Origin of the sequence: Nocardia coffeae, from assembly GCF_019890715.1 — a bacterium.
GTDB classification, from domain to species: domain Bacteria; phylum Actinomycetota; class Actinomycetes; order Mycobacteriales; family Mycobacteriaceae; genus Nocardia; species Nocardia jiangxiensis.
Genome location: NZ_JAINZY010000005.1, coordinates 476,974 through 500,178, shown reverse-complemented (window position 1 = coordinate 500,178; position 23,205 = coordinate 476,974). Strand labels below are relative to the sequence as shown.

The following is a 23,205-nucleotide window of genomic DNA, read 5'->3' as shown; positions in this document are numbered from 1 at the left end:
AGCTCGCGCATCCCTCGAGTCGCTGCCACATCGGTACCGCCGATGGGCGCGGCCTACGGGAACCCTCCCCGAGCAGAGTGGAGATTTACACAGCAAGCAGGACGCGCTGAGCCTAATCGAATGGTCCCCCGGAAGCGACATCCATTTCCCACCAATGGAGTAAGCGTGTCCTTCCCCGGAGGCGAAATTGTCGGGATTTACCGTTGAAGCGATTCAGACCACCGCAAACGCCCAGGACAGTACGTGAGCCGACTCACACACGAGGGCCCACGAGCCCCGGCACGCTGGGGCGTATCAACTTGCGATCATAGAGTGGACACGTAAGTTACCGGTGGGTAACTTACTGGCAGTTAGTATGCGAGACAACCCTGGCGGCAACAGCCCCTGCCGCCGAATGCTCGTTGAACCGAAGGAAGGTCGCGACATGAATGCCCTGACAGTGACGCTGGGCACGATCGGAGTGGTGTTCAGCCTGTTGGCTTGGGCGTCATTCCTGGGCGGCGTCGGCAAGATGGTCCGTGCCATCCGGCTCGGACAATCCGCACCGGACCGCTGGCGGCCGTTCCTACCCCGCCTCGAGACGATGATCGTCGAGTTCCTGGCGCACACCCGGATGGTCAAGTTCCGGACCGTCGGCTGGGCGCACTGGCTCGTGATGATCGGCTTCCTGGCCGGGTTCATCCTGTACTTCGAGGCGTACGGGCAGACCTTCGATCCCGAGTTCCACTGGCCGATCTTCGGCAACTGGCACATCTACCACTTCATGGACGAGCTGCTCGGCATCGCGACCGTGATCGGCATCCTGGTGCTGATCGTGATTCGTCAGCTCAACCACCCCCGGGTGCCCGCGCGGCTGTCCCGCTTCTCGGGTTCGGCGTTCGGCGCCGCCTACGCGATCGAGGCGATCGTGTTCATCGAGGGCATCGGCATGGTCCTGGTGAAGGCCGGCAAGATCGCCACCTATCACGAGTCGACCGCGTGGACCGACTTCTTCACCATGCAGGTGGCCAAGCTGCTCCCCAGCAGTGTGGCGCTGGTCGCGGTGTTCGCGTTCGTGAAGATGGTGTCCGGCAGCACCTTCCTGCTGCTGGTCGGCCGCAACATCAACTGGGGTGTGGCGTGGCACCGGTTCGCGGCGTTCTTCAACATCTACTTCAAGCGTGAGGACGACGGCGGCGTCGCGCTGGGTGCGGCCAAGCCGATGACGTCCAAGGGCAAGGCCCTGCTGGACATGGAGGAGATCGATCCCGACAACGACACCCTGGGCGTCGGCAAGGTCGAGGACTTCTCCTGGAAGGGCTGGCTGGACTTCACCACCTGCACCGAATGCGGTCGCTGCCAGTCGCAGTGCCCGGCGTGGAACACCGGTAAGCCGTTGTCCCCCAAGCTGTTGATCATGTCGCTGCGCGACCACGGACAGGCCAAGGCGCCGTATCTGCTGGCCGGTGGCCGCAAGGATATGGGCGGGGACGAGATCGGCCTGGTCGATGCCGAGGGCAAGCCGAACGAGGCCGCGCTGGCGCAGATCTCGGAGGCGGCGCGCACCGAGGCCGAGCGGCCGCTGGTCGGCGCCGAGGACGTCAACGGCATCATCGATCCCGAGGTGCTGTGGAGCTGCACCACCTGTGGCGCGTGCGTCGAGCAGTGCCCGGTGGATATCGAGCACGTCGACCACATCATCGATATGCGTCGTTACCAGGTGCTGATCGAATCGGAGTTCCCGTCCGAGCTGGCGGGCCTGTTCAAGAATCTGGAGAACAAGGGCAACCCCTGGGGTCAGAACGCCAAGGACCGCCTCAACTGGATCTCCGAGCTGGACTTCGACATTCCGGTGTTCGGCAAGGACGCCGACAGCTTCGACGGTTACGAGTACCTGTTCTGGGTCGGCTGCGCCGGTGCGTACGAGGACCGCGCGAAGAAGACCACCAAGGCGGTCGCCGAACTGCTGGCCACCGCGGGCGTGAAGTTCATGGTGCTCGGTCAGGAGGAGACCTGCACCGGTGATTCGGCCCGTCGCGCGGGTAACGAATTCCTGTTCCAGCAGCTGGCCATGCAGAACATCGAGACGTTCAACTCGGTGTTCGAGGGTATCGAGCAGTCCAAGCGGAAGATCGTCGTCACCTGTGCGCATTGCTTCAACGCGCTGAACAACGAATATCCGCAGGTGGGCGGCAATTACGAGGTCGTGCACCACACCCAGTTGCTGAACCGCCTGGTCCGCGGGAAGCAGCTGGTGCAGGTCAAGCCGGTGTCGGAGAAGGTCACCTACCACGACCCGTGCTACCTGGGCCGGCACAACAAGATCTACAACGCGCCCCGCGAACTGATGGGCGCCTCGGGCGCGACGGTGACCGAAATGCCGCGGCACGGCGAACGTTCCATGTGCTGTGGCGCCGGTGGCGCGCGCATGTGGATGGAAGAGCAGCTCGGTAAGCGGATCAACCTGGACCGGGTGGACGAGGCGCTCTCGACCCTGGACGGCGGCAACTCGCCGTCGTTGATCGCCACCGGCTGCCCGTTCTGCCGCGTCATGCTCACCGATGGCGTGACCGCGCGCAAGGATTCGGGCGAGGTCGGCCAGGGCGTCGAAGTGGTCGATGTGGCGCAGCTGATGCTGCAGTCCATCGAGCGGGTCGAACCGGCGACGTTGTCGCAGAACCTGACGGTGATCCAGGAGCCCAAGGCCGAGCCGGAGCCCGAGCCCGCCGCACCGGCCGCGCAGGCGGCGCCGGCCGCGGAACCTGCGGCCGCCGCGGAGGCGAAACCCGCTGCCGCCAACGGACTCGCGATGAAGGGCGGAGCCAAGGCTCCCGGTGGCGGACTGTCCATGAAGGGTGGCGGCAAGGCCCCCGGTGGCGGACTGTCGATGAAGGGTGCCGCCAAGGCGCCCGGCGCGAAGGCCGAACCGGCTGCGGCTGAGGCAGATTCGGCCGAAGCTCCGGCGGCTCCCGCACCCGCCAAGGGCCTGTCCATGAAGGGTGCGGCCAAGGCGCCCGGCGGCAAGGGACTCGCGATGAAGGGCGCGGCGAAAGCGCCCGGGGCCAAGGCGACACCCGCTCCGGCCGAGACCGAATCCGCCGAATCCGCCGCGGAAGCTCCCGCCGCACCCGCGGCCAAGCCCGGCGGCCTGTCGATGAAGGGCGCTACCAAGGCTCCCGGCGGCAAGGGGCTGGCCATGAAGGGCGGCATCAAGGCTCCCGGCGCGAAGGCCGCCGGAAGCGACTCCGCGGCAGGCGAATCCGCTCCGGCCGAATCCGCTGCGGCTCCCGAGCAGTCCGCGGCCACCGAATCGGCTCCGGCCGCTTCGGAGTCCAAGCCGACGGTCGCGGCCAAGGGCCTGGCGATGAAGTCCGGATTCAAGCGCCCCGGACCGAAGGCCCCGGGCGCGGCGAAACCGGCCGAGTCCGCGCCGGCGAGCGAATCCGCACCGGCCGCCGAGTCGGATGCGGCCCCCGAGCAGTCCGCTACTGCCGCAACCGAATCGGCTCCGGTCGCATCGGAGTCCAAGCCGACGGTGGCCGCCAAGGGCCTGGCGATGAAGTCCGGATTCAAGCGCCCCGGACCGAAGGCCCCGGGCGCGGAGGCCGCACCTGCTCCGTCCACCGACGGGGCGGCCCCGGCCGCGGAGGCTGCTCCGGCTGCCGAGGCTGCTCCGGCTGCGGAGGCTGCTCCGGCTGCCGAGGCTGCGGAGGCTGCGAGCGAATCCTCCTCGGCGGCAGCGGAGTCCGCACCCGCCGAGGCGGAGTCGTCCGGTAACGGCGCTCCCAAGCCCCCGACCGCCAAGCCGGGCGGCCTGGGCTTCAAGTCCGGAGCGAAGGCCCCGGGCCGCAAGAACTGACCGACTTCCGACAACCGAAGGGGCGTAGCCGATCTCGGCTACGCCCCTTCGGCGTTCCAGGCGTCCAAGAGATTTCGGTGCGAGAGAAACGAGCAGGCCCCATGACCGGGCCCGCCCCCGTCGACTGCCGGATGAAATGGGGGCGGACCCGGTGCGGGGCGGCGAGGACCGGTCTGCGGTCAGTCCTCGCCGCCACCCACCGCCAACGCTGTCGTGATGACGGCCGACAGGGGTGGGAGTGTGGTGTCGTCGCCGGTCGGCGGGACCACCCAGTGGCAGCCCTCCCGGGTCCAGCGGCCGAGGCCGGTCGGCAGCATGATCGCACTGCCGATGGCCGGAATGCGGATATCTATGCGGTTGAGCACGTCCGCGACCTGCGGCCCGGGTGGATCGTCCGGAGCGACCACGAAACTCCAGCGGATCTGACGGGCCAGAACGGGAGCGGACATACCTTCCTCGACCAGGGATTCGCTGACCCGTTCGGCGCGAACGGTGGGCAGATGCAGAACGCCGATGCGGCTGGTGATCGGCAACATGACGTAGCCGCCGCGCTCGATCACCGGCAGGGCGAACTCGTACCGGTACAACGCGACCCAATCCTCAGCGGTCCTGAGTTTCTCGACGTTCACGGCGAACTCCCTCGGTCCCTCCAAGGTTCCCGCGAACGGTGCCCGCGAGGTAACGCCCGCTCACTCGCCTTGCACTGCCCTTCCACTGCCTTTGACACACGACCTGCTGTTTCCCCGATACCAGCTCGATTTCGGCTGTGGCCGTGATCACTTCACGCTCGTACTCTGGAGTTCGAAGTTCGTGTGGAAAGGGTGACATCGTGGTCCGGCAGTGGTCTGGCAGGGAAGCCCGTGCCCTCCGCGATGCCAAGCGGATGAGTATCCGGGAGTTCGCTGCCCATTTGGGTGTACACGAACGACTGGTCTCGAAATGGGAGGCCGGGGGCACACGTGTCCACCCCCGGCCCGTCAACCAGGCCGCGCTGGACACCTCCCTGGCCAGGTCCGACGAGGTTGTGCGGGCACGGTTCGCGGCCATGATCGATCAGCCCCTCATCGATCGGCCCGCACCTGAATTCGATGCGCGGCCGGATGATTCGGCGCGCGCCCAGTACTCGAGCGACGCGGAACTGCTGACACTCGTCGACAACGGTGCGATGAGAGGTGATGCGTCGGGAACGATTTCGGAGAGGGATCTGATCATGGCGGCCGCCCACGAAGCCAGCGAGCATGCCGGACGCGCCGAGTCCACCAATATCGGCGCCACCACACTGGAGCAGTTCGACGCCGACGTCACCCGCATCGCCAACGCGTACGTGCACGCCTCGCCGGTCCCGATGATGGTCGAGATGCTGCGGGTGCGCCGACGGGTGTACCGGTTCCTGGAAGGACATCAGAGTCCCGCGGACACCGGTCATCTGTATCTGTTGGCCGGCACCCTGTCCGGGTTGCTCGCCAACGCCAGTACCGATCTGGGTTATCACGACGCCGCGGGTGAGCAGGCCCGCGCGGCCTGGGCTTATGCGGAATTGTGCGGGCACAACGGATTACGCGCCTGGACCCGAGGCATGCAGGCGCTGATCGAGTACTGGTCCGAGCGTCCGCGCCGCGCGGTGCAACTGGCGCAGAGCGGGCAACAGTACGCGGATTCGGTGACCTCGAAGGTGCGACTACTCAATATCGAGGCGCGCATCTGGTCCAAACTCGGTTCGATCAGCGATACCGAGCGCTGTATCCGCGCCGCCGACGTGGCCCGCGGCGGATCCGGCGCCGACGAACTGCACGACGAGATGGGCGGCGTCTTCGGATTCGACGAACCCAAGAGCCACTACTACGCCGGGGCCACCTACATCCATCTCGGCCAAGCCGAACCGGCCCTCATCGCGACCGATCGCGCCATCGACCTGTACGCGAACGGCCCGCAGGAGCAGCGTTCCTACGGCGCGGAAGCCCTGGCCCGGGTGGACAATGCGGCAGCGCACCTGATCAACGGCAGTCTCGACGGCGCCGCCGATTCGGTGCAGCCGGTGCTCGAGCTGGCCGAGGACAAGCGCATCGCGCAGCTGGAGGAACGTCTGACCGGGCTGCGGCACCGCATCGCCGGTCCACGCTTCCGGGCCGCGGTCGAGGCCCGGACGCTGGACGAACGCATCGAGGAGTTCTGCGGAACGAGTGCGGCCCGGGGGATGCTGCCCATCGATCCGGCACTGTGACCTTCTCCACAGTTCGCGGCCCGTCTCGCCCTTCGGACGCGAACCCACAACGGCGAAGAACACCACTCAGCCACCCGGTTCCGCCAACCCCGAACAACGTCAACCCCAAGGTTCGCGGCCCGTCTCGCCGATCGGACGCGTGGCGGGTGCGAGGAACGAGTACCCGACACGGGGCCGAACGGTGAGACCAAGGGGGCCGGCGAACAGCCGAAGCGAAGCGGAGGCAATCCAACACAGTTCGCGGCCCGTCTCGCCGGTCGGACGCGTGGCGGGTGCGAGGAACGAGTACCCGACACGGGGCCGACCGGTGAGACTCAGGGGGCCGCGAACCGCCGGAGCGAAGCGGAGGCCAAAGACACAGCGTGGCACCATGGGACGGGTGAGTCCTACCAGCCAGTCACCGCAGCGTCCGCGCCCTCTGGAGCAGTCGAGGAAGCTCCAGAACGTCCTGTACGAGATCCGGGGCCCGGTACACGCACATGCGGCACGGCTGGAGTCGGAGGGGCATCGGATCCTGAAGCTCAACATCGGCAATCCGGCGCCGTTCGGTTTCGACGCGCCGGATGTGATCATGCGCGACATGATCGCGGCGCTGCCGGTGGCGCAGGGATATTCCGAGTCCAAGGGCATCCTGTCGGCGCGGCGCGCGATCGTGACCCGCTACGAGCTGGTCTCCGGATTCCCGGAATTCGACGTCGACGACGTCTACCTGGGCAACGGCGTGTCCGAGCTGATCACGATGACCATGCAGGCCCTGCTGAACAACGGCGACGAGGTGCTGATCCCGGCGCCGGACTATCCGCTGTGGACGGCGATGACCAGCCTGGCCGGTGGCACACCGGTGCACTATCTGTGTGACGAGTCCAACGGCTGGCAGCCCGATATCGCCGATATCGAGTCCAAGATCACCGATCGGACCAAGGCGCTGCTGATCATCAACCCGAACAATCCGACGGGTGCGGTGTATTCGGCCGAGGTGTTGCAGCAGGTGGTCGATCTGGCCCGCAAACACCAGTTGCTGCTGCTGGCCGACGAGATCTACGACAAGATCCTGTACGACGACGCCAAGCACACCTCGCTGGCCACGTTGGCGCCCGACCTGCTGTGTCTGACGTTCAACGGCCTGTCCAAGGCGTATCGGGTGGCCGGATACCGTTCGGGCTGGCTGGTGATCAGCGGGCCGAAGGAGCATGCGGGCGGATTCCTGGAGGGGATCGACCTGCTGGCCTCCACCCGCCTGTGCCCGAATGTGCCTGCGCAGCATGCGATTCAGGTCGCCCTGGGCGGACATCAGAGCATCGAGGATCTGATCCTGCCGGGCGGGCGGCTGCTCGAGCAGCGTGATGTCGCGTGGGAGAAACTCAACACCATTCCGGGTGTGTCCTGTGTACAGCCCAAGGGTGCGCTGTACGCGTTCCCGCGGCTGGATCCCGAGGTGCACGAGATCCACGACGACGCGAAACTCGTCCTGGACCTGCTGTTGCAGGAGAAGATCCTGATGGTGCAGGGCACCGGTTTCAACTGGCCGCAGCACGATCATCTGCGGATCGTGACGTTGCCGTGGGCGCGTGATCTTGCGGTGGCGATCGAGCGGTTCGGCAACTTCCTGGCGAGCTATCGGCAATAGCCCCCTGATCGGATGACCGTCCCATAAAACAGACCGGAAGTACGAGAAGTCGGGTTTTTGAAGACTTGGCTAGCGCAAAGATCGCCGGTTTGTGTACAGTGGTTTTCGGCACCGAAAGTGCCCCGGCCGAGCCGCCTACCCCCCTGGGCCGCTCGGCCCCGGGTTCAGCCGCCTACCCCCCTGGGCCGCTGAGACCCCGGGCGGCGGAGACATCCCCCTGCTCTCCGCCGCCCCTCCCACACTCTTCGCATTTCACCGGATTCGCTTGGTACGTCCGGGTTTTCGACGCGTTCGCCGGGAATGCTCCGAAGCACTGCCAGTGCCGGTCGCGGTCCCATCCTTTACGCTCGCCCGGTGAGCGACCACCATCATCACCACGACCACTCCGGTCCGATCGCGATCGGGGCCACCGCGGCCCGGATCGTCGTCGGACTGTTGACCGGCATCGGCGTGCTCGTGGTGATCGGCGCGGTGGTGTTGTGGCCGAGTCATCAGCACATCGATATTCCACTGCCGATGCAGAACGGCGGCGGCGGCGCGGTGCAGACCGAGGCCGGCACGGTGACCAAGCAGGACACCGGCCCCTGCGGCAGTCAGTCGAACGGCAAGGTGTTCGCCGAAACCCCGCAACCGCCGCCCAACAACAGTTACGTCTGCGCGCGCAGCCTGGTCGCCATCGAATCCGGACCGGCCACCGGTCATCACACCCTGCTCGAGATCGCACCCGGTCCCGGCCAGCCCGTGCTGCATCAGGGCGATCACATCCGGGTCCTGCGGCAGAACGATCCCACCGGACAGCCCAACTACTCCTTCGAGGACTACTCCCGCGGCTTCCCGCTGACGCTGGTCGTGCTGATCTTCGCTCTGGTGGTCGTCGTGGTGGCGCGCTGGCGCGGATTGCGCGCGGTGATCGGACTGGTATTCGCCTTCGTCGTGCTGATCATGTTCATGTTGCCCGCGCTACTGGACGGCAAACCCGCGCTTCCGGTCGCGGTGGTGGCGGGGGCGATCATCCTCTACGCGGTGCTGTATCTGGCGCACGGGGTGAATCTGCGCACCAGTTCCGCGCTGCTGGGCACGTTGAGCGCGATGGTGCTGGCGACCGTATTGTCCTGGGCGGCATTGAAGATCACCCACGTGACCGGGTTGTCCCAGGAGGACAACACCAATGTCGCCACCTACGTGCAGCACGTCAGTATCACCGGACTGCTGCTGGCGGGGTTCATCATCGGCTCGCTCGGTGTGCTCAACGACGTCACCATCACCCAGGCCTCGGCGGCCTTCGAACTCGCCGCGATCGACGAGAAGGCAACGCGCCGAGAGGTTTTCGCCGCCGCCATGCGGGTGGGCCGGGACCATATCGCCAGTACCGTGTACACGCTGGTGCTCGCCTACGCCGGTGGGGCGCTGCCGCTGCTGCTGATGTTCTCGGTGGCGGGGCGCTCGCTGAGTGATGTGATCACCGGTGATTCGGTGGCCATCGAGATCGTGCGGTCCGCCGTGGGCGGCATCTGCCTGGCGTTGGCGGTGCCGCTGACCACGGTCATCGCGGTCCTGCTGGCCCGGCCGTTCTCGCTGAAATCCGCACCCGAACCCCCGCGCCGGCGCCCTCGCCCCGCGAAGGCTGTCGCCGGTGAACGGCCGACGCGCCGCGGACAGGACGCCCGGCCGCGGCGACGCGCGGCCGAACCGCAGCGGCATGCCGAGGCCGAAGCCGATCCGGACGACGACGAGGACTATCTGCACAGTCTCTCGCAGGAGGAGTACCGGCCCACGCGGCCGGGCCGGGCCGCGACGCGCCGACGTCCCGAGACCGATTCCGCGAGCCGTGGTTCCGCGGCGACCGAACAGCCGCCCGAGGAGTACGCGAACCGCGCCGAGGAATCGTATCCGCGCCGCCGAGCGAGCAGTCCGGCCGCGAATCAACAACCTGCCGAGCCGTATTCGGGCGAGCAGCCCGCCTCACCCCGCCGACGTCTGAGCGCGGATCCGCCGCACACCGGTTCACAACCCGCTGTACAGCGCCCCGACCCGTACGCGAACCAGTGGCCCGACCAGGCCGAGCCCGGCTATTCCGCACCCGACCCGACAGCCGATCCCCGGTCCCGCCGCGGGCGCCTGTCCGCCGAACCGTCGCCGGACTACGATACGAACCCCACCTACGACACCGGCGCGAACTCCTCCCCCGACTGGTTCGCCGACGCCGCGCCGCCCCGCCATTCCGGCCAGGCGTACCCCGAGCCCTGGCCCGCCGCCGACCCCTACGCGAGCGACACCTACTCGAATCAGTGGTCCGGCGAACAGTATCCGGGCGACGAGTCCCCCGACTACCCGCCGCAACCCAGACCGCGACTGTCCGGTAGGCCCGAGAACACCGACACCTCGGGCCGCCACTACCGAAGAGACTGGCCAGCAAACGAATACGACGAATGACCGCCGACAGTGACTCCGCGCACGGACCGGGCCGGTTCAGTGATGCGGAGCCGGAGGCAGCAACGGGGGGATGGTCGGGACCACGATGGCGGGCAGGCCAGGAACGACGATGATCGTGTTCGGGCCGGGATGGGTGGGGGCCGGGGATTCCGAACGCGGGTGATATTCCGGCGGCGGAGCCACCGAGGCATTGGTGGAATCGGCGGGTGGCGGGGTGACCGTCGTGCTGGGTGCGGCAGTGTGCGTGATGCTGGTCGGCACCGCGCTCCGGGTCGATTTCGTACTCTGTGAATCGCCCTGCAGCACTTGCGGACCCCAGCCCAGGGCCAGACCCAACGCGGCGACTACGACCAGTGCGCCGACCGCGACTCCCGCGACGCTCAGATCGCGTAGTCCGCGCGGCGCGCTGATCCCGCCCGACGCGAATTCGCCCGCGACGGACCGTGTTCCCCGGCCGCCGAGCATCATCCGCCGCTTACCGCGACGCGATCGGCCGCGACCACCCAGCACCGACCGGTCGGGCCGCACCACCGGCAGTATCTCGGTCTCGGCCTCGAAGGCCGCGCGGGCCTGCGCGACGGCGCGCGACGGGCGAGCCAGCAGCGCAGCGCCGCGGGCGATCACCGTCTCCGGATGCGCCGGCGCCAGTACCGGAACCCGCAGCCACCGTTCCAGAACCTTTGCCACCTGCGGAATCTGCGCGCAGCCGCCGATCGCGACGACAGCCTGCACCGACCGTTCGGAGCGGGTGATCACATCGCGCGTCATCCGGGCCGAGGACTCCACGGCGAGCATGATCAGCGCGTCGAAGTTCTCCTGCGACAACAGCACCAGCCCGTATTCGGACGGCAGGGCGACCGCGGTGCTGCCGGTCAACTGCTCCTTGGCCGAGCGGCACAGCTGATCGAGCAGCTCGAGCCCCTCGGGATCGGGCGGATGCTCGATGCGGCCGGACGCGATCTGCTGTTCGCGGATCAGCGAATCCAGATAGTCGCCGCTGATATCGCTGGTGCGCTCGCTGTGGTGGATCTGGCGGGTGACGATATCGACCACGCTGACCGACAGGCCCGCACCGCCCAGATCGTAGAGCGCGATCGTGGTCATTCCCTGCAATTCGCCGCTGGCCTGCAGGAATTCGACCGCCGCCGCGACCTCGGGCACCAGCTCGTAGTTGATGATCTGCCGACGCGCGAGGGCCGCGCGCACCGCCCGCGCATGCGGTTCGCTGCGATAGGCGATCGCGGTGGCGCCGATGTCCGGACCGAGTGCGGCGAGGATCGCCTCGACGGCGGCATCCTCCACGGGCTGCTCACCCACCGCGGCGACCCGCATATCGAAACGGTCCGGTGCGAATTGTTCGGCGGAATTACCGGGCTGGGGACGCGCAACGCGAATGGCGCTCGCCCCCACCGATATTCCCAATACCGAACTCATCTGCTGCCCATCTCGTCTCACACTGCACGACGTGCGCGCGGGCCGCTACGCAAGCTGGGTTCTACGCGAGATCCAGCCGTTGTCACTCACGTCCGCGGTACGGGCCACTGTACCTTGCCCCGCTACCAGACTACGGTGTGCCGAGTCCGGCGTACACCCATCCGGCCTCCCGCCACCTGGCGCGTTCGAGACAGTTGCGGCCGTCGATGATCGACCGCGAACGCACCACAGGATTCAGATCCTCGGGACGCAATGCGGTGAATTCCTTCCATTCGGTAAGCACCAACACCACATCCGCGCGATCGCAGGCATCCGCGACGGAGGTCGCATAATTCAGCGTCGGAAATACCCGCCGCGAATTCTCCAGAGCCTTGGGATCATAGACACTCACGACCGCGCCGTGCAGTTGAATCATTCCGGCGACATTGAGTGCGGGTGAATCGCGAACATCGTCGGATTCGGGTTTGAACGCAGCGCCGAGGACGGCCACGTTCGCCCCGAGCAGCGAGCCGCCGCACGCCTTCGCGGCCATGTCGACCACCTTGGTCCGGCGGCGCATGTTGATGTTGTCGACCTCGCGCAGGAACGCCACGGCGTGGTCGGCCCCGAGTTCACCGGCGCGGGCCATGAACGCGCGGATGTCCTTGGGCAGGCAGCCGCCGCCGAATCCCAAGCCCGCGTTGAGGAATCGACGTCCGATGCGGGCGTCGTAACCCAGCGCGTCGGCCAGGATCGTGACGTCCGCGCCGGTCGCCTCGCACACCTCCGAGACCGCGTTGATGAACGAAATCTTCGTCGCCAGAAAGGCATTCGCCGAGACCTTCACCAATTCCGCTGTGGCCAAGTCGGTCTGCAGGAACGGCACCTGCGCCTCGAGCAGCTCCGCGTAGATCTCCCGGACCAGTCCGGCGACCCAGTCGGCTCGCTCGCGCGCGGAGTCCAGGCCGAGCACCAGCCGGTCCGGACGCAGGGTGTCCTGGACCGCGAAGCCCTCGCGCAGGAATTCCGGATTCCACGCGACCTCGACCTCGGCCGTCGCGGCGGCCCGAGCGCGCGCACCCAGTTCGGCCGCGGTGCCCACCGGGACGGTGGATTTGCCGATGATCACCGAGGGCCGCTCGATCAGCGGGGCGAGCGAATCGATCACGGCGTGAACATATTTCAGGTCCGCGGCGTATTCGCCCTTCTTCTGCGGGGTGCCCACGCCGAGGAAGTGCACGTCGGCGTGATCGGCCGCCTCCGGATAGGAGGTGGTGAAGCGCAGCCGCCCGGCATCGAGGTTGCGGCGCAGCACCTCCTCGAGGCCCGGCTCGTAGAAGGGCGTCACCCCGTCGGAGAGCTTGGCGACCTTACCCGGGTCGACGTCGACGCCGACGACTTCGTGGCCCAGCTCGGCCATGCACGCGGCATGGGTGGCCCCCAGATACCCAGTCCCGAAAACCGTGAGACGCATATTCCATTGGTAAGCGCCCGTCGTGGCCGTGCCGCGTCGCCGAGGCAAGTGCTCGGGCAACATCAGATGTACAGGCGGAAACCCCCAGCTCACCGCCGTCCGCGGCGAAACCCGGGTGTACACCGCAGCGCAACCCGCCCGAAACAACCACCTCGAACCCGGACCCCGCGATCCGGGTCGCGCAGATCGCCGGTTGCGCTACGCTGGAGTCCTGTCGCGGGGGGGAGACCGAAAATGACAGCACTCCTTCGCATTTCGTGTGAACGGAGATTCTGCCGATGTCCGATGCCGCCACCGCCGCACTTCCCGGGAGTGCGCGCGCCGCACTCGCCGGAGTCGAAACTCTCGGTCCGGTCGATCCGGCCGCGACCGTCGAATTCACGGTGGTGCTGCGCCGCCGCGCCGAACTACCCGCCGATCTGATCACCGGCCCGCGGGCCGTCTCGGTTCAGGAGTTCACCCAGCAATACGGCGCGGATCCGGCCGATCTGGAACTGGTCGTCTCGACGCTGGAATCGGCCGGGGCCACGATCCTCGAACAGCACCCCGGATCGCGCCGGGTGCGCGCGAGCGCGCCGGTGTCGGTGGCGCAGAAGGTGTTCGCTACCGAACTGGTCCGGGTGAACGCCGCGCATCCGGTCGGCGGTGCGCAGATCGAACATCGGATGCGCACCGGTGAGCTGTCCATGCCCGCCGCGCTGGAGAATGTCGTCACGGCCGTCCTCGGCCTGGACGACCGGCCGCAGGTCGGAATTCACCTGCGCACGATGCAGGGGCATCCGACCGAGTCGGTGGTCTACACCCCGCCCCAGCTCGCCGAGGTCTACCACTTCCCGCAGGCCGGCGGCTCCCAGCAGCGTGCGGCGATCCTCGAATTCGGCGGTGGCTACGACGAAGCGGATATCGCGGCGTACTTCGCCGAACTCGGCATCGAACAGCCCGAGATCACCTCGGTCGGCGTCGACGGTGCGGTCAACGCGGGCACCACCGACGACGCGGCGCTGGAAGTCGCGTTGGACATCGACGTCATCGGCTCGGTCGCGCCGGGCGCGGAGATCGTCGTGTACTTCGCCCCGAACTCCGATCAGGGCTTCGTCGACGCTGTCGCCGCAGCGGTGCACGCCGATGTTCCGTATACGGTCATCAGCATCAGCTGGGGCATGGCCGAGGAGCGCTGGACCCCGCAGGCTTTGGGCGCGATCGATGCGCTGCTGGCCGATGCGGCGGCGCTCGGTGTGACGGTGTTCGTCTCCTCCGGTGACGACGGCAGCCGAACGAACGACTCCACTCCGGGGCCACACGTGTCGTTCCCGGCGTCCAGCCCGCATGTTCTGGCGGTCGGTGGGACCACCCTGTATGCCGATCTGCACACCCGCACGGTGGACGAGGAATCAGTGTGGAGCGGGCACACCGGCGGCGGGGTCAGTACGGTGTTCGAGCTGCCGGTCTGGCAGAAGGAGGTCGCGGTGCCACCGCGGGCCGGCCGGACCGGACGCGGCATCCCGGATGTCGCGGCCGACGCCGACGCGATGACCGGCTATCTGATCCGGGTCCGAGGCACCGAGATGCCGATCGGCGGGACCAGTGCCGCGGCGCCGCTGTGGGCGGGACTGTTCTGCCGGATCGCCGAACTGCTGCTCACGCCGGTCGGCCTGCTCCAGCCCGCGCTGTACAAGGGCGTCACCGCCGGGCAGGCCGCACCCGGCTTCCGCGACATCACCGAGGGCACCAACGGGCTCTACCGTGCCGGTGCGGGCTGGGACGCGTGCACCGGGCTGGGTGTCCCGCACGGTGAGGAGCTGTTGGAGATCGTGCGGCAGTACCTGATCTACGGGGCCGACTGATCGCGCTGGCTACGATCGGCGGATGGCACAGCGCCGCGGCAGAACGAGAGCGAAGTGGGCTGCGCTCGTCGTGATCGTCCTGCTCGCGGTGGCGGTGACCGCGTTGTGGCCGGTTTACGTTCGGCCGCAGGTCGATTCGCCCGCGCCCGCGGACGCGATCCTGGTCCTCGGCGGTGCGCACGACGGACGCGAGGAGCTGGGCCTGCGGCTGGCGCGGGAGGGTTACGCGCCGCGCGTGCTGTTCTCGGATCCGTACGAGCACAGCCCGCTGATGAACCGGATCTGTCACGGCGGATACCGGGTCGAGGTGGACTGCTTCGACCCGGATCCGCGCACCACGCTCGGGGAGGGGCGCGCGCTGGCCGAGCGGGCGCGGGCGGGGCACTGGCGGCGGGTGATCGTGGTGACGTTCACCCCGCACGTCTCGCGGGCCCGCTATGTGCTCGGAAAGTGCTGGAGCGGAGAGATTCTCATGGTCGACGCGCATCCGCCCGTCTCGTTCCGGCGGTGGGCGTACAACTTTCTCTATCAATCGGTCGGCTTTGTGAAAGCCGTCACCGAACAGTGCTGAGCCCTGCCGAATTCGCCGCCGAGGATGTGAAGTAACGCATCCGTAACGGCCCGGAAAACGCCGCTGCACATTCGCGAACCACCCTCGGCCCAGAGCCTGTTCACACGGGCCGGGATAGAGGGAGTTCACGTGGTCGACGTCGACGATCGCCGGGTGCAAGCCACCGCGACGAAGGAAACACTGGAAGACTACACGTTACGGTTCGCGCCGCGCAGCTATCGAAAATGGAGTCCGGCGGTGGTCGGCGTCTCGGCCCTGGGCGGCATCGCCTACCTGGCCGATTTCTCCATCGGAGCCAATGTCGGCATCGCGAACGGCACCGGGAACGCCCTGCTGGGCATCGGAATCTTCGCGGTCGTCATCATGCTGACCGGATTTCCGCTGGCCTACTATGCCGCGCGCTACAACATCGATCTGGATCTGATCACCCGCGGCAGCGGATTCGGCTACTACGGGTCGGTGATCACCAATCTGGTGTTCGCGTCGTTCACGTTCATCTTCTTCGCCACCGAGGGTTCGATCATGGCGCAGGGATTGCAACTGGGACTGCACATTCCGCTGTGGCTGGGATATCTGGCCTCCACGCTGCTGATCTTCCCGCTGGTGATCTACGGGATGAACACCCTGGCCAAGTTGCAGGTGTGGACGACGCCGCTGTGGCTGCTGCTGATGGTGCTGCCGTTCGTGTTCCTGCTGGTGCGGCACCCGGATTCGGTGCGCAGCTTCTTCGCCTACGGCGGCAAGGACGGTGGCGGCGTGAGCCTGACGGGCGCGCTGCTCGCCGCGGGCGTGTGCCTGTCGCTGATCGCGCAGATCGCCGAGCAGATCGATTATCTGCGCTTCATGCCGCCGAAAACCCCTGAGAACAAACGCAAATGGTGGGGCTGGATGTTGCTGGCCGGACCGGGCTGGGTGATCTTCGGTGCGGTCAAACAGGTCGTCGGCCTGTTCCTCGCGGTCTATCTGATCGCGAATCTTCCTGGCGCACAGTCGATCGCCAATCAGCCGGTGCATCAGTTCCTGGAGATCTACCGCGATATGGTGCCGGGCTGGCTGGCCATGACGCTGGCGGTGGTGCTCGTGGTGATCAGCCAGATCAAAATCAATGTGACCAATGCGTATTCGGGTTCGCTGGCGTGGACGAACTCCTTCACCCGCGTCACCAAGACCTATCCGGGACGACTGGTATTCCTCGGCGTCAATCTGGCGATCGCGCTGATTCTCATGGAAGCCAACATGTTCGACTTCCTGAACAATATCCTCGGCTTCTACGCCAACTGCGGTATCGCCTGGATCGTCACCGTCGCAACGGATATCGCGGTCAACAAGTATCTACTGAAGATCTCGCCGAAGCAGCCGGAATTTCGGCGCGGCATGCTGTACAACTTCAACCCGGTCGGACTCGTCGGATTCGGCGCGGCGGCGGTGCTGTCCATCCTGACGTTCTTCGGCGCGTTCGGGGAAATCCTGAAGCCGTATTCGCCGATCGTCGCGGTGGTGCTGGCCTTCGTCCTGACCCCGCTCACCGCCGTGCTCACCAAGGGCCGCTACTACCTGCGCCGCGCCGACGACGGCATCGACCTGCCGATGTTCGACGAACACGGCAACCCGTCCGGCGAAACCCTCACCTGCCACGTCACCGGCGTCGACTTCGAACGCCCCGACATGATCGCCTCCGCGATCCCCGGCCCCGAGGGCGAAATCCAGTACATCAGCTCCTTGGCGCTGTCCACGGACAAGTCCGGCGACCACGTCCTACCTGGTCACTGACCTGTCGACATCCGACGCACCCCGTACACGGAGCCGCCTCGCGCGGACTGTGCACGGGGTGCGTCTGCGTGTGCGGGCGGTGGCTCAGGGCTTGGGCAGGGGGAAGTTCAGGTAGGCCCGGGACGGTGTGGGACCGCGCTGGCCCTGGTACTTGGAACCGGCCGCGCTGCTGCCGTAGGGGTTCTCCGCGGGGCTGGTCAGGCGCAGCAGGCAGAGCTGGCCGATCTTCATCCCGGGCCACAGCGTGATCGGAAGATTCGCGACGTTGGACAGTTCGAGGGTGATGTGACCGGAGAATCCGGGATCGATGAATCCGGCCGTGGAGTGGGTGAGCAGGCCCAACCGGCCCAGACTCGACTTACCCTCGAGCCGCCCGGCCAGATCGTCCGGCAGGCTGCACACCTCGAGGGTCGAGCCCAGCACGAATTCGCCCGGGTGCAGGACGAACGGCTCCCCCTCGGTCGGTTCGACCAGGCTGGTCAGCTCGTCCTGGCGCTGCGCCGGATCGATATGGGTGTAGCGAGTGTTGTTGAACACCCGGAACATCCGGTCCAGCCGCACGTCGATACTCGACGGCTGCACCAGCCTCTCCTCGAACGGCTCCAGCCCGAGCCGCCCACTGGCCAGCTCGGCACGAATGTCGCGATCGGAAAGCAGCACGCCGAAATCCTAGTCGTGGGGTCTGCGGCGAGGATGCGACGGGGACTCACTTGCCGTGCTGCGAGACCGTCCCGTGCCGCAGCGCCGCCGTCGCCAGGTAGTCGCCCAGTTCGGTGCGCAACACCCGGTCCAGGGATTGGGCCAGGCTGGTGTGCACCGCGGTGACGCCCAGTTCGCGCAGGTGGTTGAGCATCTGCGTGGTCTCGGCGATCTCCTCGTTGCTCTCGGGCAGCCACCCGGGGCCGTGTTCGGCGACCAGGTGGTCCTTGGCCGCGGTGACCATGAGCTCGGCGATATCGTCGACCCGGCTGATCACCGCCGAGTACAGATCCAGCAGCCGGCGCAGGCCGATGCCGTATCCGTGCAGTTCGGCGAAGGTGGTGAGCAGTTCGGGTTCGGTGAACTCGACGGTCTCCTCGTGCAGCCGCACCAGGCCCAGTTCGCTCAGCCGGGCCAGCAGATCCGGATCGGGCATGCCGGTGTCCTGCTCGCCGAGCACGGTGGCGACGAGTTCGCGCGGCACCTCGAGCGTCTCGCCCTTACCCCAGGTCGCGGTCACCGCATGTTGCAGGCCGAGGATCTCGGTCAGATCCTTGCCGGTCTCCCAGCTGGTGATGAAGTCCGCGATGTGCGCGGTGGTGAAACCGCGCTGCAGCAGCGCGTCGATGATCTTCAGCCGCTCGAGATGCGATTCGTCGTAGACGAAGGCGCGGCCGCTGCGCTTGCTCGGCACCGGGAGCAGTCCGCGCTCCTGATAGGCGCGCACATTGCGGGAGGTGGTGCCGGCGGCTCGGGCGAGATCGTCGATGCGGTATTCCGCCATCCGAGGATCTCCATTCCCTTCGCTGCGAACCACCGAGATACCCGTGCCGCCGGTTGCGGCGCGGGCGTCGTACCTCGTCGAGTCTAACCGGTGACCGCGGTCACCGGCCGCTGCTCACCGGACGCGCGGGCCGCCGGTGTCAGCACGAAGTCGTCCGGATTCACCCGCGCCAGCTCCCGCGCGTACTGGGTGCCGAAGCCCGGGTACATGGTGGCGTTGAACCCGTCCTCGGTGAGATACCAACTGCGACAACCGGAATTCCACGTGGTGCCGGTCAGCCGCCGTTGCAGCCGGGCGTTGTAGCCGTCCTGCCGATCCCGGCGCACCTCGAGCGCACGCAGATCCCGATCGAGGATCAGGCCGATGGCGTCGGTCAGATAGTCGATCTGGGCCTCCATGTAGACCAGGGCCGAATTGTGCCCGGGACCGGAGTTGGGACCGAAGGTCAGGAACAGATTCGGATATCCCGCCACCGTGACGCTCTTGAATGCGTAAGCGCCCCGGCGCCATTCGTCCGCGAGCACCCGGCCGTCGCGACCGGTGACCGGTACCGGCGAACCGGTCTTGGACACCTCGAATCCGGTGGCGAACACGATGCAGTCGAAGCGGTGCTCGATCCCCTCGGCGGTGCGGATGCCCCGCGGGCTGATCGCGGCGATCGGCCAGGTCACCAGCGTGCAGTTGTCCCGCTGCAACGCCGGATAGTAGTCGCTGCTCATCAGCAGGCGTTTGCACCCGGCCCGGAAGTCCGGGGTCAGCTGCCGCCGCAGCCACGGATCGCGCACCTGAGTTCGCAAGTGCAGCAGGGCAACCGATTCGACGACCCGGGTCAGCGGGGTGTTCCACACCACGCCCAGCGCGACGGACTCGTGTCCCCAGAACCACGCCTCGCGGGCCAGCGACTGGGTGATCGGCAGCTGCCGGTACAGGCGCCTGGTCAGCGCGTTCGTCTCCCGGTTGAGGCGCGGCAGCACCCAGCCGGGCGTGCGCTGGAACACCTTGACCGATCCGGCCCGCTCGACCAGTACCGGAATGATCTGCACCGCACTGGCGCCCGTGCCGACCACGGCCACCCGCTTCCCGGTGAAGTCGTAGTCGTGATCCCACCGGGCGCTGTGGATCTTGTGCCCCTCGAAGGTCTCGATCCCCTCGATCTCGGGCAGGCTTGCATTGGCCAGCGGACCCGAGGCCAGAACAACGGTGCGTGCCTTGATCTTTCGGCGTCGACCACTGAAACTCACCGTCCAGGTGCCACTGGCCTCGTCGTAGTCGACTCCGGTCACGTTGTGGCCGAACCGGATTCGCGGCGCGATCCCGAATTCCCGGACCATGGTGTCGATGTACCCGAGAATTTCCGCACTGCCGGAATAGGTCTGCGACCAGTTCGGATTGGGCGCGAAGCTGTAGGAATACAACCGCGAGGGGATGTCGCAGGCCGCGCCCGGATAGGTGTTGTCCCGCCAGGTCCCGCCGACCCGGTCACCCCGCTCGAAGATAGCGAAGTTCCCGATCCCCTTCTGCCGCAATCTGATCGCCGTGCCGACACCGGCGAAACCGGCTCCGATGATCGCCACGTCCAGCATCTGTGTCTCGCTCATATCCGTCCGTTCACGCGACCGGCTCGTAGGTCAGTTCCTTCGACCACGTCGGCTGCGGGCGCAGCAGCGCCTTGGGATAGTGCGCGGTCAGCTTCACCATGGCGTCGGCGAACAGGTGGTACGGGTGATCGCGATGCACGACCCAGTTGCTGTGCATCTTGACGAACTGGAACATCGGCAGCCGCCGCACGAACTCGCTGCGCTCGCCCACACTCGCGTACCGGCGCATCGCGCCGTACAGCTTCTCCTCGCTGACGCCCATCGCGACGATGTTGTCCCGCATCTTGTTCAGCAGCGGAATGTAACTCAACGTGCCGACGATGAGCGAGGGCTTGCACCAGCCGCCGACCATATCGATCGCGAGCTTCCGGACCGGCGCGTGCCCGAGCAGATCCATGACCGCGTAATCGGTTGCCAGATGGCGTGATTCGTCGTTGTTGATCTTCTTGAACACCTCCTGCGCGACCGGATCGGTGACCTCGTCGGTGATGAATTTGATCAGCGCGCCGTCCAGCGCCACCTCGAGCATCGGGATCACGGTGCCCAGGAAGGACAGCGACATACCGTCGGAGTACTTGTCCAGAAAGTCGATCACGAGTTTGACGTTGACATTCGGCTCCGGAATCTCGTCACCGTCGAGCATGCCCCAGCGCCGCATCAGGGCCAGTTCGGCGTTGGCGTGGCGCTGCTCCTCGGCGTGGAAATACCGGTAGATCTCCTTCAGCGTCTCGGTCGGGGCCTTGCGGGCCATCGCGGCGAAACCGCGCGCGCCGACGTTCTCGATCCACATCAGATCGGCCATGAACGGTTTCAACCGGGCATGCAGATCCGGTCGGATCAGCTCGGCTCCCGGTGCGTCCCAATCGATATCGGCCAGTGCCCACTGCCGGGACTTGATCTTGGCCAGCATATCGTCGAAGTCGAAGGACATCTCAGACTCCTGTCTTCGTATCGTGTCCGTCCGCCGCCTCGGCCGACTGTTGATCGTCGTGCGGCAGAAGATGATTCATGACGCCCAGGGCGTGTGCGTAGAGGGTCGGGAAGTGCCGCTTGAGATGCCAGATCACCTGGGCGTCCAACTGCGGCACCACGTACAACCGGCCCCGGTCGTTGGCGTCGAGGGTGGTGCGCGCCACCTGCTCCGGGGTGAAACCGGTCCAGCGCATGAGGGTTTCGGCCAACTGCTGCGAGGCCGCGGTGATGCGGCCGTCCCGGGCGACGTTGGTGCGCACGAAGGTCGGGCACAGCACCGTCACCGCGACGCCGCTACCGGACAGCTCCGCGGCCATCGTCTCCGACAGCGACATGACCGCGGCCTTGGACACGTTGTACGGGCCCATCGAGGGTGCGGCGGCGAATCCGGCCGCCGAGGCGACGTTGATGATGCCGCCGCGTCCGGCCGCGCGCAGCCTCGGGACGAAGATCTCGCTGCCGTGCACCACACCCCACATGTTGATGCCCAGCGCCCACTGCCAGTCCTCGAATCCGATCTCCCCCACGGGTTTTCCGCCGATGCCCACACCCGCGTTGTTGACCACCAGGGTCGGCGGGCCGCCGAAGATCAGCTCGGCGTGCATGGCCAGGCTCTCCACGTCCTCGCGCCGGGAGACGTCGCAGACGACCGCGTGCGCCGCGCCGCCGTGGATCCGCCGGATCATCCGGACCGTCTCCTGCGCACGCTCCTCATCGATGTCGGAGCACACCACTTCGCCTCCGCGAGCGGCCAATTCGAGGGCGAAGGCGCGGCCGATACCGCTGCCCGCGCCGGTCACCACCGCCTTCGCAGCGCGCGAGCGGCGGTCGCCGCTCAGGGCGGCCACCAGATCGTCGAGTATCCACATGTTCAGCTCACCCGTTCCCGAACCGAGTTCTCCGCGAGTGCGGAGCGGACGAATTCCGCGGCGTGCCGCAGCGCGGGCCCCGCTTCGGGGACCAGCAGCGGCAACGCCTGGAAGACATGAATGCGGCCCGGCCACAGCTCGAGCTCGCAGCGAACCCCTGCCGCGCAAGCCATCTCGTGCAGTCGGCGCGCGTCATCGGACAGCATCTCCTCGGCGCTGGCCTGCACGAACAGCGGCGGCAGCGGGGTACCGGGCGCGATGTCCAGTCGCAGTCGCGGCGAGGCCGCGGACTGTCCGCGCGTGTACAGCTCCACGAGGCGGCGACCGGCCCGCGCGGGCGCCATCGGATCCGGGCGCCGCCGATCCTGCTGTTCGGCGAGCGTGAGCGTGAGATCCATCAGTGGCGAGAACATGAACGCTCCCGCGGGCTGCGCGATACCCGTGCGATCGTTGTGCAGCAACAGATCCAGCGCGAGATGCCCGCCCGCGGAATCGCCGCCGATCACCAGATCACCTGCTCGGTAACCTTTTTCGAGCAGCCAGCGGTATCCGGCCGCGACGTCCTGGGCCGCCGCCGGGAACCGGTGTTCGGGCGCGAGGCGATAGTCGACGAGAAATACCGGCAGTCCGGTCGCCTTCGACAGCCGCGAGGCCAGCCCGCGGTGGGTGCGCGCCGAGCAGACGACGTACCCGCTGCCGTGGATGTAGTAGATCGCGCGTTCGCCGTGCTCCACTCCCGCGGCCCGCACCCATTCCCCGCGCAGGTCACCGGCGCGAACCTCGACCACCGAGGTCCCCGGCAGGGTCGGCCCGAATGCCGCCATCACCGCCGCGATCAACCCGCGGCCCGCCCAGACCCCCGCCCGATTGGCCGGCAACAACCCGTTGACCTGCCGCAACCCGGCCACCGAGGCAGCCGCTGCGATTTGTGCCCGCAGGGACGCGGACCGCGGCAGCCCGGGGCCAGCGGTCACCGTTGACCCTGTACTCGTCATAGTCAGAGCATCACAGCGAATGTGCCAGTTGTCAATGGCACATTCGCTCCCGCCGCTTTCTGCCTCCGGCGGCCCGAGTTCTACTCTCCGGCGATCC

15 protein-coding genes and 1 pseudogene are annotated in these 23,205 nt (G+C 67.1%); 7 read left to right on the top strand and 9 right to left on the bottom strand.

Features of this window, described 5'->3' with window-relative positions; all coding sequences use genetic code 11:
* The first annotated feature begins 424 nt into the window (after nt 1–424).
* The gene (locus tag K7711_RS21745) at nt 425–3,838 is read left to right on the top strand and encodes a (Fe-S)-binding protein (RefSeq protein WP_222971239.1); all 3,414 of its coding nucleotides are present in this window, start codon (nt 425–427) and stop codon (nt 3,836–3,838) included.
* Nucleotides 3,839–4,017: 179 nt separating this feature from the next.
* Here K7711_RS21745 and K7711_RS21740 read toward each other — a convergent pair whose 3' ends face one another.
* Entirely contained in the window at nt 4,018–4,467 is a 450-nt protein-coding gene (locus tag K7711_RS21740) for a hypothetical protein (RefSeq protein WP_222971238.1), read from the bottom strand.
* Between the two features lie 254 nt (nt 4,468–4,721).
* On the opposite strand from K7711_RS21740, the gene K7711_RS21735 reads away from it, so the two are divergent.
* From K7711_RS21735 to K7711_RS47710, 3 genes and pseudogenes are all read left to right on the top strand, one after another.
* Nucleotides 4,722–6,059, top strand: a complete 1,338-nt coding sequence (locus K7711_RS21735; protein WP_235747523.1) for a helix-turn-helix domain-containing protein — start codon at nt 4,722–4,724, stop codon at nt 6,057–6,059.
* Between the two features lie 370 nt (nt 6,060–6,429).
* Entirely contained in the window at nt 6,430–7,686 is a 1,257-nt protein-coding gene (locus K7711_RS21730; RefSeq protein WP_222971236.1) for a pyridoxal phosphate-dependent aminotransferase, read from the top strand.
* A gap of 354 nt (nt 7,687–8,040) precedes the next feature.
* Nucleotides 8,041–9,291: pseudogene (locus K7711_RS47710) on the top strand (YibE/F family protein); the annotation flags it as partial.
* Nucleotides 9,292–10,155: 864 nt separating this feature from the next.
* On the opposite strand, the gene K7711_RS21720 reads toward K7711_RS47710, so the two are convergent.
* Complete coding sequence (locus K7711_RS21720; protein WP_222971234.1) at nt 10,156–11,553, bottom strand: DUF7159 family protein; 1,398 nt, start codon at nt 11,551–11,553, stop codon at nt 10,156–10,158.
* Between the two features lie 130 nt (nt 11,554–11,683).
* Nucleotides 11,684–13,006: a UDP-glucose dehydrogenase family protein gene (locus tag K7711_RS21715; RefSeq protein ID WP_222971233.1), complete on the bottom strand. Its 1,323-nt coding sequence runs from the start codon at nt 13,004–13,006 to the stop codon at nt 11,684–11,686.
* Between the two features lie 278 nt (nt 13,007–13,284).
* On the opposite strand from K7711_RS21715, the gene K7711_RS21710 reads away from it, so the two are divergent.
* From K7711_RS21710 to K7711_RS21700, 3 genes are all read left to right on the top strand, one after another.
* Nucleotides 13,285–14,850, top strand: a complete 1,566-nt coding sequence (locus K7711_RS21710; protein WP_222971232.1) for a S53 family peptidase — start codon at nt 13,285–13,287, stop codon at nt 14,848–14,850.
* 22 nt (nt 14,851–14,872) lie between these two features.
* Nucleotides 14,873–15,421 (top strand): YdcF family protein, encoded by a 549-nt coding sequence (locus tag K7711_RS21705; RefSeq protein WP_222971231.1) that lies wholly within the window; start codon nt 14,873–14,875, stop codon nt 15,419–15,421.
* A gap of 129 nt (nt 15,422–15,550) precedes the next feature.
* Nucleotides 15,551–17,191, top strand: a complete 1,641-nt coding sequence (locus K7711_RS21700) for a purine-cytosine permease family protein (protein WP_308014864.1) — start codon at nt 15,551–15,553, stop codon at nt 17,189–17,191.
* Nucleotides 17,192–17,275: 84 nt separating this feature from the next.
* Here K7711_RS21700 and dcd read toward each other — a convergent pair whose 3' ends face one another.
* The 6 genes from dcd to K7711_RS21670 form a co-directional block, all read right to left on the bottom strand.
* On the bottom strand, nt 17,276–17,851 hold the full coding sequence (dcd, locus tag K7711_RS21695) for a dCTP deaminase (protein ID WP_222971230.1): 576 nt from the start codon (nt 17,849–17,851) through the stop codon (nt 17,276–17,278).
* 46 nt (nt 17,852–17,897) lie between these two features.
* The gene (locus K7711_RS21690; protein WP_222971229.1) at nt 17,898–18,674 is read right to left on the bottom strand and encodes a MerR family transcriptional regulator; all 777 of its coding nucleotides are present in this window, start codon (nt 18,672–18,674) and stop codon (nt 17,898–17,900) included.
* A gap of 83 nt (nt 18,675–18,757) precedes the next feature.
* Nucleotides 18,758–20,257 carry a flavin-containing monooxygenase gene (locus tag K7711_RS21685; protein ID WP_222971328.1) on the bottom strand — a complete coding sequence of 500 codons (1,500 nt, stop codon included), beginning with the start codon at nt 20,255–20,257 and terminating at the stop codon, nt 18,758–18,760.
* Between the two features lie 25 nt (nt 20,258–20,282).
* Nucleotides 20,283–21,203, bottom strand: a complete 921-nt coding sequence (locus tag K7711_RS21680) for a ferritin-like domain-containing protein (RefSeq protein ID WP_222971228.1) — start codon at nt 21,201–21,203, stop codon at nt 20,283–20,285.
* Nucleotide 21,204: 1 nt separating this feature from the next.
* Nucleotides 21,205–22,113, bottom strand: a complete 909-nt coding sequence (locus tag K7711_RS21675) for an SDR family NAD(P)-dependent oxidoreductase (protein WP_222971227.1) — start codon at nt 22,111–22,113, stop codon at nt 21,205–21,207.
* Between the two features lie 2 nt (nt 22,114–22,115).
* Nucleotides 22,116–23,087: an alpha/beta hydrolase gene (locus K7711_RS21670; RefSeq protein ID WP_308014863.1), complete on the bottom strand. Its 972-nt coding sequence runs from the start codon at nt 23,085–23,087 to the stop codon at nt 22,116–22,118.
* Between the last annotated feature and the right edge of the window lie 118 nt (nt 23,088–23,205).